This is a genomic window from Microbacterium sp. W4I4 (assembly GCF_030816235.1).
Lineage (GTDB): Bacteria > Actinomycetota > Actinomycetes > Actinomycetales > Microbacteriaceae > Microbacterium.
The window spans coordinates 3,598,306-3,612,810 of sequence record NZ_JAUSXT010000001.1 but is presented as its reverse complement, the minus strand read 5'-3'; the positions used below and the strand labels follow the sequence as shown (position 1 = coordinate 3,612,810).

The 14,505-nt window shown below is 67.8% G+C and carries 16 protein-coding genes and 1 tRNA gene; 7 read left to right on the top strand and 10 right to left on the bottom strand.

The annotated features are described in order from the left end of the window. The first annotated feature begins 2 nt into the window (after nucleotides 1–2). From QF046_RS17175 to mscL, 3 genes are read left to right on the top strand one after another with little or no spacing between them, the layout of a single operon-like run. The gene (locus QF046_RS17175) at nucleotides 3–599 is read left to right on the top strand and encodes a 5-formyltetrahydrofolate cyclo-ligase (RefSeq protein WP_307372154.1); all 597 of its coding nucleotides are present in this window, start codon (nucleotides 3–5) and stop codon (nucleotides 597–599) included. Nucleotides 600–611: 12 nt separating this feature from the next. After that, the gene (locus QF046_RS17170) at nucleotides 612–884 is read left to right on the top strand and encodes an FmdB family zinc ribbon protein (RefSeq protein ID WP_307372152.1); all 273 of its coding nucleotides are present in this window, start codon (nucleotides 612–614) and stop codon (nucleotides 882–884) included. A gap of 26 nt (nucleotides 885–910) precedes the next feature. Further along, nucleotides 911–1,315 carry a large conductance mechanosensitive channel protein MscL gene (gene mscL, locus QF046_RS17165; protein ID WP_307372150.1) on the top strand — a complete coding sequence of 135 codons (405 nt, stop codon included), beginning with the start codon at nucleotides 911–913 and terminating at the stop codon, nucleotides 1,313–1,315. A 64-nt stretch (nucleotides 1,316–1,379) separates the two neighbouring features. On the opposite strand, the gene QF046_RS17160 is transcribed toward mscL, so the two are convergent. Then, on the bottom strand, nucleotides 1,380–1,559 hold the full coding sequence (locus QF046_RS17160; protein ID WP_307372147.1) for a hypothetical protein: 180 nt from the start codon (nucleotides 1,557–1,559) through the stop codon (nucleotides 1,380–1,382). Continuing rightward, nucleotides 1,552–5,208, bottom strand: coding sequence for an AAA family ATPase (locus QF046_RS17155; RefSeq protein ID WP_307372898.1), 3,657 nt, complete (start codon nucleotides 5,206–5,208; stop codon nucleotides 1,552–1,554). The genes QF046_RS17160 and QF046_RS17155 overlap by 8 nt, the downstream gene beginning before the upstream one ends. A gap of 242 nt (nucleotides 5,209–5,450) precedes the next feature. On the opposite strand from QF046_RS17155, the gene QF046_RS17150 reads away from it, so the two are divergent. Beyond that, on the top strand, nucleotides 5,451–5,978 hold the full coding sequence (locus QF046_RS17150) for a methylated-DNA--[protein]-cysteine S-methyltransferase (protein ID WP_307372144.1): 528 nt from the start codon (nucleotides 5,451–5,453) through the stop codon (nucleotides 5,976–5,978). A 68-nt stretch (nucleotides 5,979–6,046) separates the two neighbouring features. On the opposite strand, the gene QF046_RS17145 is transcribed toward QF046_RS17150, so the two are convergent. Beyond that, on the bottom strand, nucleotides 6,047–7,660 hold the full coding sequence (locus QF046_RS17145) for a cation acetate symporter (protein WP_307372896.1): 1,614 nt from the start codon (nucleotides 7,658–7,660) through the stop codon (nucleotides 6,047–6,049). Nucleotides 7,661–7,662: 2 nt separating this feature from the next. After that, nucleotides 7,663–8,010, bottom strand: coding sequence for a DUF485 domain-containing protein (locus tag QF046_RS17140; protein ID WP_307372140.1), 348 nt, complete (start codon nucleotides 8,008–8,010; stop codon nucleotides 7,663–7,665). A 115-nt stretch (nucleotides 8,011–8,125) separates the two neighbouring features. Here QF046_RS17140 and QF046_RS17135 point away from each other — a divergent pair, with 115 nt between their 5' ends. Then, nucleotides 8,126–8,968 (top strand): LuxR C-terminal-related transcriptional regulator, encoded by an 843-nt coding sequence (locus QF046_RS17135; RefSeq protein ID WP_307372138.1) that lies wholly within the window; start codon nucleotides 8,126–8,128, stop codon nucleotides 8,966–8,968. Between the two features lie 81 nt (nucleotides 8,969–9,049). Next, the gene (locus QF046_RS17130) at nucleotides 9,050–9,397 is read left to right on the top strand and encodes an Lsr2 family protein (RefSeq protein ID WP_307372135.1); all 348 of its coding nucleotides are present in this window, start codon (nucleotides 9,050–9,052) and stop codon (nucleotides 9,395–9,397) included. A gap of 59 nt (nucleotides 9,398–9,456) precedes the next feature. On the opposite strand, the gene QF046_RS17125 is transcribed toward QF046_RS17130, so the two are convergent. The 4 genes from QF046_RS17125 to QF046_RS17110 all read right to left on the bottom strand — a co-directional run bounded on the left by QF046_RS17125 (nucleotide 9,457) and on the right by QF046_RS17110 (nucleotide 12,155). Continuing rightward, nucleotides 9,457–9,530, bottom strand: a tRNA-Arg gene (locus QF046_RS17125). A gap of 33 nt (nucleotides 9,531–9,563) precedes the next feature. Then, complete coding sequence (locus QF046_RS17120) at nucleotides 9,564–10,061, bottom strand: HNH endonuclease (RefSeq protein ID WP_307372894.1); 498 nt, start codon at nucleotides 10,059–10,061, stop codon at nucleotides 9,564–9,566. A 318-nt stretch (nucleotides 10,062–10,379) separates the two neighbouring features. Next, a complete protein-coding gene (locus QF046_RS17115; RefSeq protein ID WP_307372132.1) occupies nucleotides 10,380–11,102 on the bottom strand; it encodes a M23 family metallopeptidase in 723 nt (240 codons plus the stop codon). A 351-nt stretch (nucleotides 11,103–11,453) separates the two neighbouring features. Then, nucleotides 11,454–12,155: a metal-dependent transcriptional regulator gene (locus tag QF046_RS17110; RefSeq protein WP_307372129.1), complete on the bottom strand. Its 702-nt coding sequence runs from the start codon at nucleotides 12,153–12,155 to the stop codon at nucleotides 11,454–11,456. Nucleotides 12,156–12,252: 97 nt separating this feature from the next. Here QF046_RS17110 and serC point away from each other — a divergent pair, with 97 nt between their 5' ends. Next, nucleotides 12,253–13,362, top strand: a complete 1,110-nt coding sequence (serC, locus tag QF046_RS17105) for a phosphoserine transaminase (RefSeq protein WP_307372126.1) — start codon at nucleotides 12,253–12,255, stop codon at nucleotides 13,360–13,362. 98 nt (nucleotides 13,363–13,460) lie between these two features. Here the strand turns inward: serC and QF046_RS17100 are convergent, their stop codons facing one another. Then, nucleotides 13,461–14,084, bottom strand: coding sequence for a DUF3027 domain-containing protein (locus QF046_RS17100; RefSeq protein WP_307372124.1), 624 nt, complete (start codon nucleotides 14,082–14,084; stop codon nucleotides 13,461–13,463). After that, a complete protein-coding gene (locus QF046_RS17095; protein WP_307372123.1) occupies nucleotides 14,068–14,448 on the bottom strand; it encodes a cold-shock protein in 381 nt (126 codons plus the stop codon). Before QF046_RS17095 ends, QF046_RS17100 begins: the two co-directional genes overlap by 17 nt. Nucleotides 14,449–14,505: the final 57 nt, after the last annotated feature.

Here is a 14,505-nt window from a genome sequence, read left to right as displayed (position 1 = left end):
GCATGTCGAGCGAAGCAGAGCAGCAGAAGCGGGCCCTGCGGGCAGAGCTCCGCGAGCGCAGGCAGCTGCTCTCGGATGCGCAGCGGGAGGCCGCCGCATCCGGCATAGCCGCCCAGCTCGACGCTCTTGTGGAGGAGCACGGGGCCCGTTCGGTCTCCTGCTTCCTGTCGACCACGACCGAGCCGGACACGCGGGGCTTCGTCCGCGATGCGGTGGCACGCGGCATCCGGGTGCTGCTTCCCATCACCCGGGCGGACGGACTGCTGGACTGGGCGGTCGCCGACGACACCGAGGAGATCTCCGAGGGCCTGTACGGACTTCCGGAGCCCACCGGCGAGGTGCTCGGCCCGATCGCGGTGAACGACGTCGATCTGATGATCATCCCGGCGGCGGCGATCGACCGCACCGGCACGCGCCTGGGCTGGGGGCGCGGCTACTTCGACAAGACCATCGGCTCGATGGAGAAGTGCCCTCCCGTCTACGCCGTGATCTATGATTCGGAAGTACTCGATTCGCTGCCGCGCGAGGTCCACGACCAGCCGGTCGATGGCATCGTCACCCCGACGCAGACCATCACGCTGTCGCCCGCGCGGAACTGACAGGAGCGTTCCATGCCCACCTACGCCTACGCCTGCACGGCGTGCGAGCACCGCTTCGATGCCGTGCAGAGCTTCTCCGAGGACTCCCTCACGATCTGCCCGGAGTGCGGCGGGGCGCTGCGCAAGCAGTATGGAACGGTCGGAGTCACCTTCAACGGGTCGGGCTTCTATCGCACCGACTCGCGACGAAATACTGGTGAGACGAAGAAGGATCCGGCATCATCTAAACCGGACACCTCGACAAGCTCCACCCCGGCGCCTGCGAAGTCCACGACCTCAGCCTGAGGTCGCAGAACCCCACAGGGAGAACCATGATCCAGGGATTCAAGGAATTCATCACCAAGGGGAACGTCATCGACCTCGCCGTGGCGGTCGTCATCGGCGCGGCATTCGCCGCGGTCGTGAACGCGTTCGTCGAGGCCGTCGTCAACCCGCTTCTGGGCGCTTTCGTGCCGAGCGGCGATCTGGGGAAGTGGACGATCGACTTCCCGGGACTCTTCGCAGACGTCCACCTGGGCATCGGTGCGATCATCTCGGCCCTCATCACGTTCCTGGCCACTGCGCTCGTCGTGTACGTGGCGCTGGTTCTGCCGATGAACAAGTACAAGGAGCGTCAGGCCGCGAAGAACCCGGCTGTCGAGGAGGAGACCCTGCCCAGCGAGCAGGAGCTGCTCATCGAGATCCGCGACGCGCTGCGCAAGAACAACGCAGTCTGACCGGACCCACCGAATCAGCGAACGCCCTGCCCCTTCGGGGGCGGGGCGTTCTGCTGTATGCGACTCAATAATGCGGAGGGACTTCCCGCAGCATCCGATCATCGTTGGGACCGTGGTCATCCGTGGTGCCCGCCGTGCGCTCGTCCCTGACATGCGGCTCCGCGGTCGTCCCCTCGACCCGCGTCAGCTTCGCGCGGCGGGATCCGGGAACGCGCACCACGTGCTGGCGGTCCTGCTCACTCATCGAAGTCGAGCGGCTGCGTGTCGTTGTCCGCGCGAACCGCGCCCTCCTCGATCCCGAGGACCGTGGCGATGCGACGGGCGACCGTCGCAGGGTCGCTGTAGAGATCGAAGGCGTGCACACGCACATAGTGCCACCCGAGTCTGCGCAGCACCTGCGGGCGCAGGCGCAGGCTCTCCCGCAGGGACTCATCGCGCGACTCCGGATCGGACTCGATCACGACCGCACGTCCGTCGTGCTGCGCGACCAGCGGCAGCAGCCCGCGGTAGTCGACGTCGACCGCCGCACCCAGTCGCCGCAGCTCGCGGGCGAGAGCGAGGGTCAGGGGGTCGGCGAGATCCTCGAGGCGCGCGTCGCGACTGCGGGCGGCGAGACCTCCGAGGATCGACATGAGGGTGGACGCCCCGTACTCGAGACGGCCCTCATCGAACGCGGACGGTCGGATGCAGGACACGATCACCATCGAGCGGCGGGCACGGGTCATGCCGACCGTGAGCAGCCGCTCGCCGTCGTCCTGCGACAGGTCGCCGAAATCGCTGAGCACGCGTCCGTGCCTGGTCAGGCCGAACCCCAGCGAGAAGATCACGCGGTCGCGGCTCTCCGCCACCGATTCCTCGAGGGTGAGCACGGCGAACGGCTCGGCGGTGTCACGGCCGACGAACTCGGCCACGTCGGATCGTCCGGAGAAGGCGGATGCCACAGCCGCGCGCACCCGCTCGGCGTGCCGCCTGCTGGCGGTGACGACCATGAGCGACTCCGCCGGGCGGTTGATCGCATGCTCGACGACGAGCGTCACGACGCGCGCGACCTCGGCATCCGGACTCTCCACCGCACCGGACTCGGGGTCGGGATTGCCGACACCGCCCTCGACGTAGTCGACGGTCAGACTGCCGCGGCCGAGGTAGGAGCCCGCCCACGGGAGAGAGACGATCTCGCCGCCGTAGAAGGCATCGTTGATGAGCTCGGCGAGGTCCTCTCCCCCGGCCCGGTAGCTGTGCGTCAGCGTCATCACGGGGAACAGATCGGCGAGGCGCTCGAACACCGACACGTCGTCGAAGGGCACCTCCGCCTCCCACTCGGCATCCGGCAGAGTGGCGACGGTGAACGGAGTCGGACGCTGCGTGACCGGGTCGCCGAACGCGACGATCTGCCGGGCCCGACGGATGGCGGGTGCGGCCTCGGCGAGGTTCACCGCGGCGGCATCCACGAGCAGCACAGCATCGAACTCGACGGAATCCGGGATCTCGGGCACCTGATAGGGCGAGGCGATCCAGACCGGCGCCAGCACGCGCGTGAGGTCGGGAGCGGCCGAGATGATCTCGGCCGTGGTCGCATCGCCCTGCTTGAGCGCACGGCGCAGGTGACTCGCCTGCTCGGGCTCGTCGACGATCGCGATGCGCCACTGGTTCGCCAGGTTCCAGGACAGCAGCGGGCCGGCCATGGCCGTGTGCGCCTCGTCGACCAGGCGGAAGTCGCGCTCGAGGCGATCGACCACCGAAGTGTTCGCGCCGAGCAGCGAGCGGTCGTCCTGCAGCGCACGCTCGAGGAGCGACTGCCACCAGGCGAACTCCAGCTCGTCAGAGACGCGCTCCTCCGGCACATGGCGCACCGACAGGTCGGACAGCAGCGGACGCAGACCCATCCCGGTGAGGGTGTCGCGCAGCCGGGTGCGCTCGACGAGGTTGTCGAAGACGGCGGAGCGGGCGGCGAGCCCCGACAGCGTGCGCACCAGCCTGGCGACGGGCAGCGCGCTCAGCGGCTCCTTGCGGCCCAGTGCGGCATCCAGCTCGGCGAGCTCTGCCGAGACCCGCTGCCAGGCGACATGCACGTCGGACAGGCCGAGCGGCACCTGCGGTGCGACGCCGGCGTCGACGTAGCGCTGCCACTTCGCACGCTGGGCCTGGATGCGCAGCAGGGACTCGTGCATCTCTGAGACCTGAGCACCGGGGCGCACGTACTCCCGGGCGAGACGCTTGAGCCGGCGGCGGTTGGCGGCCGACATCCCTGGGGCATCGCGACGGGATCCGTGGGCTTGGATCAACTCGCCCAGCGGACGCTCGAAGACGGTCGGGCTGAAGCGGTCGAGCGAGTCGCGCACGCCCTTCAGCAGCTGCAGGTACTCACCGAGCTCGTCGATGGTCGCGAACGGCCGCATGCGGGTCTGCGCGATCAGCGCGTACCCGCGCTCGAGCAGCGACGGCACCGATGTGCCGTGCAGCTCACCGGCGAGCGCGTGCGTCTTCTGGGCGGCCTCGGTGCTGTCGAAGCTGACACCGTACCAGGGCGAATCGTCGGGACCGAAGCGGAATTCCCCCAGCTTGGCCGCACGGGTCAGCGCCTGTGCGGCCTCGGTGCGGTCTCCGGCGAGTCCCTCCAGGGTCTGCATCGACAGCCGCGCCCCTGTCGACGGCGGAGAGGGCAGAAGCGCCATGCGCGTCAGCTGCCGCGTCGCGTCGAGGACGGATGCCCCCGTGCGTCCGACCGGCTGGGTGAGCGCGCGACGGTAGTCGCGCAGCACGGTGCGCAGCCGCACCAGCGCCTCGTCGACCTCGGTGGCCTTGGGCTGTCCGGCCTTCTCGCTGCGGGCGATGGAGGTGATCAGGTCGCGTCGCACGCTGACCGGCGACACCGCGAGTCCGTCGAGCCCGATGCCGGCCAGACGGTGGCGGACGCCGTCGAGCGTGGAGCGCCGTGTCGACACGACCAGCACACGACGGCCGGCGCGCACCATCGCGCCGAGTGCATTGATCACCGTCTGCGTGCCGCCCGTCCCCGGCAGGGTGGACACGACCAGCGAGTGCCCGGCCGCGATCCGCGCCAGCACCTCCTCCTGCTCGGCATCCGCATCGAGCAGAAGCGTCTCCGACGCCGGAGCGCGATCGTCCGCCGCACTGACGGCGGGCTGCTCGCGCCGCGCGGTCACCTGCTCGCGGTCGTCGATATGGCCGCCCAGTGCGTTGAGCACCGGGTGATCGAGGTTCACCATGTCGCGCACCATGGCGCCGGCGACGTCCGCGAAGGTCGAGACGACCAGGCGCGGGTGCACCGCGAACGTGTCGATCGAGCTCGTGAGCGCTCGGAGCTGATCGATGACCGGCTGCGGCTTGAAGATGCCGCCGTCGTAGGCCAGCGCGGCGAGCCCCGCGGGATCGAGGGTGAGGCCGAAGTGGTCGCGTGCGGCGCGCACCAGTTCGGGGTTCACCTCGAAGGCGCCCTGCAGCTTCAGCTCGAAGTCGGAATGATGGCGACGGATCGCCAGCGGGCGCAGCAGCACCGGCGCGGAGAAGTCGACACCGCCGACGCGCCAGCGCGCGATCCCGACGGCCAGGCGCACGGCGTCGATGCCGCGGACCGTACGCAGCTCGGTGCTGCGGGCGGCGATGCGCTCGGCTGCCATCCGCGCGGTGCGCAGCCCCACCTCATCGCGGAACAGATTGGACAGCAGCGTGGAGCGGCCGGTGATGAACTGCGGCAGACTCCCCGGGTGCGCCTTGGAGATGTCGATGCCCGCGTCAGGGTCGTCCCCGAAGAGCACCAGCGCAGACGCGCCGCCCAGATCAGCGGCCTCGGCGCGCAGCTCGGTGCGCCGCGCTTCGGCAGCATGGGCGATGTCGACTCCCGTCGATGAGTCGCTGAGCTCTCCGAGGTTCATCGCGGCATCCTCTCCCGCGTCCTCGGCGCCTTTCGCCTCACGTCGCCACACACCCAAAGCCTAGGCGCGACGCGCGCCGGCGCTGGTATTCCCGGCCGCATTGCGAGGATTGCGGTCCCCCGGAGGCCGCGGATCGGGATGCGATGGCGAATAGTCCTGCACACAAGCGGAGTACATGCGAGTTGTGCACCGCCACCGGGATCAGCGCCGCCGAGACCGCGAGGCCGAAGGATGATGGTGACATGAGTTTTCGATACGACTTCACCCCGACGCCGTTCGGCGATGCGCTCGCCGTGTTCTCGGATGCCGGGATCGTGAGCTTCGACCTGTCCGAGGCCGAGGACACGACCGTGCCGTGGCTGCTGGAGAGCGTGAGCAGGCGACTGCGGACGGTGCCGGAGTACGCCCCCGGGGCGGCTGACGAGCTGGCGCACCTGCTGGCGGACTACTTCGACGGCGCCCCGATGCGATTCGACGAGCGGATCGCGTTCGACTGGCGCCTGATCGACGGCTTCGCTCTCGCGGCGATGCGGGCGGTGTGCGAGATCCCGTGGGGCGAGACGATGAGCTACGGAGAGGTGGCGGTGCGCGCGGGCGCCCCAGGGGCCGCGCGTGCGGTGGGGACCGCCTGCCGGCTCACACCGTTCTCCGTGATCGTGCCGGTGCACCGCGTCATCCGCTCCGACGGCACCCCGGGTCACTACGGCGCACATCCGGAGCGCAAGCACTTCCTGCTCGACCTCGAACGCGACGCCGCGTCGAGGTCGTGAACGAAGCGGAGCCCGGCGTGTAGGCCGCCGGGCTCCGCTCCTGTGGTCACTTCACGTGGGGCGCGGGACTAATGCTCCACAGCCTTCTCCGCACCGAAACCGGTGAGCGAGCGCACCTCCATCTCCGCGGCCAGTGCGCGCGACTCAGCGGTCTTCGCCGTCACCGTCCCCAACCAGCCGAGCAGGAACCCGAGCGGGATGGAGATGATGCCAGGGTTGCTCAACGGGAAGATCGCGATGTCGATTCCCGGGATCATCGAGGTCTCGCTGCCGGAGAAGACCGGCGAGATGACGATGAGGCCGATCGCTGCGGCCAGGCCGCCGTACATGCTCCAGACAGCACCGCGGGTGTTGAAGCGCTTCCAGAACAGCGAGTAGAGGATCGTCGGCAGGTTCGCGGACGCGGCGATGGCGAACGCCAGCGCGACGAGGAAGGCGATGTTCTGCCCCTGCGCCCCGATTCCACCGATGATGGCGAGGATGCCGATGACGATCACGGTGCGCCGCGCGATCTTCACCTCGGACGCCGGGTCGGACACGCCCTTGCCGTCCTTGCCTCGCTTGATCACGTTCGAGTAGATGTCGTGCGCGAACGAGGCGGCGGCGGTGATGGTGAGTCCGGCGACGACCGCGAGGATCGTCGCGAACGCGACGGCCGAGATGAAGCCCATCAGCAGCGGCCCACCCAGCGCCTGAGCCAGCAACGGGGCGGCGGAGTTCACACCGCCCGGTGCGTTCGAGATCGTCTCCGGCCCCACCAGCGCGCCGGCGCCGTAGCCGAGCACCAGGGTCAGCAGGTAGAAGAGGCCGATCAGCCAGATCGCCCAGACCACCGAACGACGCGCCTCCTTGGCCGTCGGCACCGTGTAGAAGCGCATCAGCACGTGCGGCAGGCCCGCGGTTCCCAGCACCAGCGCCATGCCGAGGGAGAGGAAGTCGAGCGGATTGGCGCCGTACTTCAGCCCCGGCCCGAGGATCTTGTCACCGGCGGGAGAATTCTGCACGGCGTGCTCCAGCAGAGCGCTCAGGTTGAAGCCGTGCAGCGCCATGACCCAGATGGTCATCGCGATCGCGCCGAGGATCAGCAGCACCGCCTTGACGATCTGCACCCAGGTCGTGCCCTTCATTCCGCCGATCAGCACGTAAACGATCATCAGCACGCCGACGACGGCGATCACGAGGGATTGGCCCACCTTGCTGTCGATGCCCAGCAGCAGCGAGACGAGCGCGCCCGCACCGGACATCTGCGCGAGCAGATAGAAGAAGCACACCGCGAGCGTCGTGATCGCCGCGGCGAGCCGCACCGGACGCTGCTTGAGCCGGAATGCCAGCACGTCGGCCATCGTGAACTTGCCGGTGTTGCGCATGAGCTCGGCGACGAGCAGGAGAGCCACCAGCCAGGCCACGAGGAACCCGATCGAATACAGAAATCCGTCATAGCCGTTGATCGCGATCGCACCGCAGATGCCGAGGAAGGATGCCGCGGAGAGGTAATCCCCCGCGATGGCGAAGCCGTTCTGCGTTCCGGAGAACGACCGACCTGCTGCGTAGTAGTCGGCGGCGGTCTTGTTGTTGCGGCTCGCGCGGATGACGATGAAAAGCGTCACGGCGACGAACGCGCCGAAGATGGCGATATTGAGGACGGGGTCGTTCTTCACCGCTTCTGCGGCCAGCGGAACCATGTTCACGAGCGCACCTGCGCCTTCTCGAGTTCTTCACGGATCTCGGTGGCGACCGGATCGAGCTTTCTGTTGGCGAATGACACGTACCACATGGTGATCGCGAAGGTCGTCACGAATTGTCCGAGCCCGAAGAGCAGCCCGACGGTGATATCACCCCAGACCCGCTGACTCATGAATTCCGTGGCGAATGCCGCGAGCAGGACATAGGCGAAATACCAGAGCAGGAAGAAGATGGCCAGAGGAAAGACGAATGACCGCTGCATCCGTTTCAGGCCCTGGAATCTCTCCGATTCCTCCACCGAGATGTAGTCGATTCCTCCGCCGGACTCGTCGTCGATCCGATCAGTCATGAGGCCTCCTTGCCGCATGGTCGAAGCCGCGTGACGGCGTCACGCGGATGGTATCGTCGACGCTACGAAACGGGGTCACGACGCCGTCACCCCCGAAAGTTGGTATCAGCTGAGAATGGGCACTCCGATCGCATCCGCTGAGCGCCTCGTTGCCGACGGGGTGCGCGAACTTGCGCGACGAACGCGGTTCCCCGTGGCGTTCGGCGGCCTCATCGAGGGCGGCGAGGTCACCGTGACCACCATCGTCGGCAACCGCACGCACCATCTCGACGGGCTGCAGGTGCGCCCGGAGCGGGGTCTCGGCGGGCGGGCGATGATCGAGCTGCGTCCACGCATGACCAACGACTACCGCTCCTCCCAGCAGATCACGCACGACTACGACGTGTTCGTCCTGGGTGAGGGGCTGCGCACGCTGCTGGCGCTTCCCATCATCGTCTCGGGACGTCCGCGCGGCGTGCTGTATGCCGGAGCCTGGGAGCAGTCCCAGGTGGGCGGCGTCACCACGGCACCCGCGATGAGCGTGGCGCAGCGCATCGCCGACGAGCTGCGCATCCGCGACGAGGTCGAGCGCCGACTGCGCGAGAGCGCGCCCGAGCCGGTTCTGGCCGCGCCGCGCCGCGAGGACCTGCGGGAGAGCTTCGCCGAATTGCGCAGCATCGCCTCCTCCCTCACCGATGACTCGCTGCGCGAGCGCATCTCCGCCGTCGAGCGACGGCTGCTGGGCGTCGTCGGACCGGAACCGGATGTGCAGCCCTCACCGAGCGTGCACCTGTCTCCCCGCGAACTCGACGTGCTGGCATGTGCGGCGCTGGGGTCGACGAATTCCGAGATCGCCGCGCAGCTGGGCCTGCGAGAAGGAACGATCAAGGCATATCTGGGTACCGCGATGTCCAAAATGGATGCGTCCACCAGACACGCTGCGGTGGCACGCGCACGGCGGCTGGGCCTTCTTCCCTGAGATAGCGTTTCCTTTCCCGAATGCCAATTCGGAATATGCCCGCAGGCATTCTTGCGTCGCGCATTCACCTCACCTATCGTTATGCGCATGGCTCGAAGAATTGTGCATCAGCTGGTTGACGATATCGATGGCACGCTGCTGGAGGTCGGAGAAGGGGAAACCGTTCACTTCTCCGTCAACGGCACCGCCTACGAGATCGACCTGACGAATTCCCATGCGGACGACCTGCGAAATGCATTGGCGCCGTATATCGAGGCCGGGCGTCGCGCCTCCGGCGGAACTCCCCGTGCATCTGCACCTCGTCGACGCGCTCCACGCAATTCCGAGATCGGCGAGATCCGCGAATGGGCGAAGGCTCAGGGACTCAAGGTCTCCGAGCGCGGCCGCATCTCCGCCGACATCATGGACGCGTACCGCGCGGCCCAGTAGCATCCGGATTCGAATGGCCGGCGCCCTTTCGGGTGCCGGCCATTCGCATTCACGAGCGGTGCCCTCGACAGGATTCGAACCTGCGACCTGCCCTTTAGGAGAGGGCTGCTCTATCCGACTGAGCTACGAAGGCGCCACACAAGTCTAACGGCGGTCGGCGATCGCCCTATGCAGCCAGCGCAAGATACGGTTCCCACCGTGGGTCACCGCGCTCGGCGCCGCGCACACTCCAAGCCGTGCCTCGTGGCGGGCGCGGCGTCATCCGCAGATCCCAGCCCATCTCGCGCGGCGTGCGGTCGCTCTTGACGTTGTTGCACGTCAGACAGCACGCGACGAGGTTCTCCCAACTGTCGACCCCGCCTCGCGAGCGCGGCAGGATGTGGTCGATCGTCGAGGCGGTCCTGCCGCAGTATCCGCAGCGGTGATCGTCCCGCCGCAGCACGCCGCGTCTGGTCACCGGCAGATGCCGAGCCGACGGCACGCGCACATATCTGGTGAGCAGGATCACGACCGGGCGATCGTAGGCACCGCGCCCCGACCAGACCGGATCCCCTTCCATATGCTCGATCACGCTGGCCTTGTCGTTCATCACGAGCACCATCGCTCGCTTGAACGAGACCACCGTCAGCGGTTCGTATCCGGCATTCAGTACCAGTGTGCGCATCGTCGTCATCCTCTCGATCCGGCCGGGATGGCTTCCCGGCGCTCTCGACTCACACGACGTCGAACGGACAGCAGACGATAGCGGGGACGAAGAAAGGGCACTGTCTACAGACAGCGCCCTTCATGCTCGACGGTGCCGAGCCGTCCCTGCGGACGATGCCTCAGAACCAGTCGACCGAGCGCATCCATGGTTCGGATGCTCGGCACCAGGTTCATCGGCTTCTCCCGCCCGTACGACGACGCGTACAGGCTAACCCATGGATCTGAACAGTGCGGGAAGCGCACCTGACCGTCGGAGAACGGGTCGTGACCGACTGGATCAGCCGGCGTTGACTCGCAGCCAGCCGATCGGCTCGACGAGGGATCCGTTGATCTTGACCTCGAAGTGCAGATGGGCGCCGAAGGAGTGACCGGTGTTTCCGACCTTGCCGATGTACTGGCCGGCGCTGACGACCTGACCCGCCTGGACACCGCGGGTGCCGTTGGTCATGTGTCCGTAGGTGGTCGACACGCGCTTGCCGCCGACGATCGAGTCGATCACGATGCCGACGCCGTAGCCGTAGTAGCTCTCGGACGAGACGCGCACCACACCGGCGGCGGCGGCGAAGATCGGAGTGCCGGCTGGAGCGACCATGTCGGCGCCGTTGTGGCTGCTGCTCAGAGTGCGGCTGACGTAGTACGAGCCGCGCGGGAGCGGATAGCGCACCTCACCGGATCCGGCGGCGACGAGTTGCAGATCCGCATCGCTGATGCGACCACCGCTGTTCACCGAGGCGACTCGGGCGGCAGCCGCCGCACGCTTCTTCGCGGCTTCCTCTGCCTTCTTCTTCGCGATCTCCTCAGGAGTCGTCGCGGAGTAGGTGCTGCGTGCGAGCGGCGCTGCGGTGGCCTCGGATGCGACGACCAGGGACTGCGCGTCATCGACGGCCATCTGCTGGAGAGTCGTGGCCGCCTGTGCAGGCTGCTTGGTGGCGGCGAACGCCGGAAGGGCGACGGCTGCGACGAGAGCACCGACGGCGGCGAAGATCGCTACCGTGCGCATGGGCTTCACGCTGGTTCGGGGCTTCGAGCTTCGGGTGGTGCTGCGTCGTGCCCGCTGGGGGGCTTCGGGTGTATCGGTCGTGGCGATGTCTTCGGCCAAAAGGGAGTCCTCCTGCGCCTCCGCGCTCGTTTCGGGCAAGCGCAGCTCGTCAGCAATAGTCGATTCTCGGGCACGTATGTCACACGGCACGTTGTGCGAACTGCTCGCGGAGGCGACGAGCCAGGGAGGCGACCTCCGCGATTGTCTCCGGCTGGCTTCTGCCGGGGACTTCACCGAGGTTACCGGAAGATAACGATTCTGTCACCCTCCGAACCTGGCAATTCGTCGGACGCGACGATAAACCGGCTCTGATCAGGAACTCTCGCCGACGAGGAAGATGTGGGATGCGAGCTCGACGGGCAGCTCGAGCCCCTCCTCCTGCCCCTCCATGCGGATGAGCACGTACCCCTCGTTGTAGCGGTAGTCGCCTCGAGCACCGGGGACCACGCCGGCATCGCGCAGCTGCTCCAGCAGCTCGGGGTCGACCTGAGCGGGCTCGGCGAGACGTCGAACGGTGCCCTCGATGGGGGCTCCGGCCGCGTCGAGCTTCTTGACCAGTCCGATCACGCCGTCATCGAAGGCTCGCGAGGCGATGTCGCCGAGCTGATCGAGACCGGGGATCGGATTGCCGTACGGCGATTCCGTCGGATGACCGAGCAGCTCCACCAGCCGGCGCTCCACCTGCTCGCTCATCACGTGCTCCCAGCGGCAGGCCTCCTCGTGCACGTAGGCCCAGTCCAGTCCGATGACATCCGAGAGGAGCCGCTCGGCGAGCCGGTGCTTGCGCATGACGTTCACGGCCTTGCTGCGTCCGGCACCGGTCAGCTCCAGGCGACGGTCCTCGGAGACGACGACGAGGCCGTCGCGCTCCATGCGGCCGACGGTCTGCGAGACGGTCGGACCGGAGTGCCCGAGACGCTCGGAGATGCGCGCACGCAGGGGAACGATGTTCTCCTCCTCGAGTTCGAGGATGGTGCGAAGGTACATCTCGGTCGTGTCGATCAGGTCGGCCATGTGTTCTCCCCGGGGTTGTTAGGCAAGCCTACCTTTTGCGGGGTCACGGTGCGTCATCCGGTACGGCCGCCGGGCAGGCGCCACCTAGAATCGAGCCATGGCGATCGAGATCCCCCGTGAACTCCTGCCCGTCGACGGACGCTTCGGCTGCGGTCCGTCCAAAGTGCGCCCGGCGCAGATCGAGGCGCTCGCCTCGGTGGGCACCAGCCTTCTGGGCACCTCGCACCGCCAGGCACCGGTGAAGAACCTCGTGGCGAGTGTGCGCGAGCGGCTCGCGACCCTGTTCCGTCTGCCGGACGGGTACGAGATCATCCTCGGCAACGGCGGCTCGACGGCGTTCTGGGATGCCGCCGCCTTCGGCCTGATCGAACGACGCAGCCAGAACCTCGTTTTCGGCGAGTTCGGCGGCAAGTTCGCCAAGGCCGCCGCCACCCCGTGGCTGGACGCGCCGGACGTCCGCAACGCGGAGCCGGGCTCCCTCACGGCAGCCGAGGTGGTCGACGGCGTCGACGTGTACGCCTGGCCGCACAACGAGACCTCCACCGGCGTCGCGGCTCCCGTGCGCCGCGTCGTCGCCGATGGAGCGCTCACCGTGATCGACGCGACCAGCGCCGCCGGCGGCATCGACTTCGACGTCACCCAGGCGGACGTGTACTACTTCGCGCCGCAGAAGAACCTGGGCTCCGACGGCGGGCTGTGGTTCGCGGCGGTTTCCCCGGCGGCGATCGAGCGCATCGAGCGCATCGCCGCGTCGGGCCGCTACATCCCGGAGTTCCTCAGCCTGAAGAATGCAGTCGACAACTCCCGCCTCAGCCAGACGCTGAACACCCCCGCACTCACCACACTGCATCTGCTGGACAGCCAGCTGGAGTGGATGCTGGCCGGCGGCGGTCTGGAATGGGCGGGCGCCCGCACCGCGGAGTCCTCCGGCCTGCTGTACGACTGGGCCGAGGCATCGGCGATCGCGACTCCGTTCGTCACGGAGGTCGCGCACCGCTCCCCCGTCGTCGCCACGATCGACTTCGATGACAGTATCGACGCCGCGGGCATCGCGAAGACGCTGCGCGCCAACGGCATCGTCGACACCGAGCCGTACCGAAAGCTGGGCCGCAACCAGCTGCGCATCGCCACCTTCGTCTCGATCGAGCCGGATGACGTGCGCCAGCTGATCCGCTCGATCGACTTCGTCCTCGCCCACCAGGGCTGAGCACCGCCGAAACGGCGATCCGACCTCACGAAGAAACCCCTCCTGATCCACGCGGATCAGGAGGGGTTTCGAGTGTCAGGCACACGTGCCGGAAGAGATCACTCCTCTTCGTCGTCGCCGTCCGAATCATCGTCATCGGAGTCATCGTCATCGTCGTCATCGTCGGAGTCGTCGTCGGACGCATCCTCGTCGAGCTCGTCGATGTCCACGCCGTCGAGGTCGCCGCCGTGCAGGTGGGGCGATCCGTCCTCGTCGAAATCGTTGTCATCCAGGTCGTCGGTGTCATCGAGGTCGGCGTCATCGAGGTCGGCGTCATCGACTTCCCCGTCGTCGCCATCCTCCGTATTGCCGTCGGCATCCGAGGACTCCGACTCGACGCCTGCCGCAGCGGCCTGCTCGGCGAGCTCGGCCTGGTGCGCGCGGTAGTCGGCGAGACGCTCGGCCCATGGCACCCAGTCGGGTGCGAGCAGCGCGCCGTCACCGGGCATGAGCTCCGCCTCGAGCACGGTCGGCTCGGCATCGTCGAGCTGCGCCACGCTGACGGTCCAGTACCAGCCGGGGTAGCCGCGAAGACGGTTCTCGAAGCGCAGCGAGAGCGCCCCGCTGTCCTCGACCGTGTAGCCGGCGATCGGACCGACGGTCGATGCGGGTGTGATCTCGTGCAGCGCGGCGAGCGCGAGCTCCCGGGCTGCGGAGGCGAGCTGCTCAGGCGTCGAGGTCATCAGCGACCTTCCGGAGCACGGCTGCCACCTTGCGGCTCTGACCCGAGGACGGATAACGGCCGCGACGCAGGTCGCCGCCCATGTCGTCGAGCAGGCGGACCAGGTCCTCGACGATCACCGCCATGTCATCGGCGGACTTGCGGTTCGCCTTCGCCAGGCTCGGGGGCGCGTCGAGAAGCCGCACCGAGAGCGCCTGCGGTCCGCGGCGTCCATCGGCGAGACCGAACTCCACTCGGGAGTTCTTCTGCACGGAGACGCCTGCAGGAAGGGCAGAGGCGTGCAGGAAGACGTCCTGGCCGTCATCGGATGCGATGAAGCCGAACCCCTTCTCGTCGTCGTAGAACCTGACCTTGCCGGTGGGCATGGGAGACCTCGCTGTGTGACACGGTTGAATGCGTCGCGCGGCGGCGCGACACCTCCA

What these genes read in the sequence shown, in the direction of transcription:
- QF046_RS17150 (WP_307372144.1), top strand. Translation starts at nt 5,451, where the DNA reads ATGAGTTTTCGATACGACTTCACCCCGACGCCGTTCGGCGATGCGCTC.
- QF046_RS17170 (WP_307372152.1), top strand. Translation starts at nt 612, where the DNA reads ATGCCCACCTACGCCTACGCCTGCACGGCGTGCGAGCACCGCTTCGAT.
- QF046_RS17120 (WP_307372894.1), bottom strand. Translation starts at nt 10,061, where the DNA reads ATGCGCACACTGGTACTGAATGCCGGATACGAACCGCTGACGGTGGTC.
- QF046_RS17100 (WP_307372124.1), bottom strand. Translation starts at nt 14,084, where the DNA reads ATGACCTCGACGCCTGAGCAGCTCGCCTCCGCAGCCCGGGAGCTCGCG.
- QF046_RS17135 (WP_307372138.1), top strand. Translation starts at nt 8,126, where the DNA reads ATGGGCACTCCGATCGCATCCGCTGAGCGCCTCGTTGCCGACGGGGTG.
- serC (WP_307372126.1), top strand. Translation starts at nt 12,253, where the DNA reads ATGGCGATCGAGATCCCCCGTGAACTCCTGCCCGTCGACGGACGCTTC.
- QF046_RS17155 (WP_307372898.1), bottom strand. Translation starts at nt 5,208, where the DNA reads ATGAACCTCGGAGAGCTCAGCGACTCATCGACGGGAGTCGACATCGCC.
- QF046_RS17095 (WP_307372123.1), bottom strand. Translation starts at nt 14,448, where the DNA reads ATGCCCACCGGCAAGGTCAGGTTCTACGACGACGAGAAGGGGTTCGGC.
- mscL (WP_307372150.1), top strand. Translation starts at nt 911, where the DNA reads ATGATCCAGGGATTCAAGGAATTCATCACCAAGGGGAACGTCATCGAC.
- QF046_RS17175 (WP_307372154.1), top strand. Translation starts at nt 3, where the DNA reads ATGTCGAGCGAAGCAGAGCAGCAGAAGCGGGCCCTGCGGGCAGAGCTC.
- QF046_RS17160 (WP_307372147.1), bottom strand. Translation starts at nt 1,559, where the DNA reads ATGAGTGAGCAGGACCGCCAGCACGTGGTGCGCGTTCCCGGATCCCGC.
- QF046_RS17110 (WP_307372129.1), bottom strand. Translation starts at nt 12,155, where the DNA reads ATGGCCGACCTGATCGACACGACCGAGATGTACCTTCGCACCATCCTC.
- QF046_RS17130 (WP_307372135.1), top strand. Translation starts at nt 9,050, where the DNA reads ATGCGCATGGCTCGAAGAATTGTGCATCAGCTGGTTGACGATATCGAT.
- QF046_RS17145 (WP_307372896.1), bottom strand. Translation starts at nt 7,660, where the DNA reads ATGGTTCCGCTGGCCGCAGAAGCGGTGAAGAACGACCCCGTCCTCAAT.
- QF046_RS17115 (WP_307372132.1), bottom strand. Translation starts at nt 11,102, where the DNA reads ATGCGCACGGTAGCGATCTTCGCCGCCGTCGGTGCTCTCGTCGCAGCC.
- QF046_RS17140 (WP_307372140.1), bottom strand. Translation starts at nt 8,010, where the DNA reads ATGACTGATCGGATCGACGACGAGTCCGGCGGAGGAATCGACTACATC.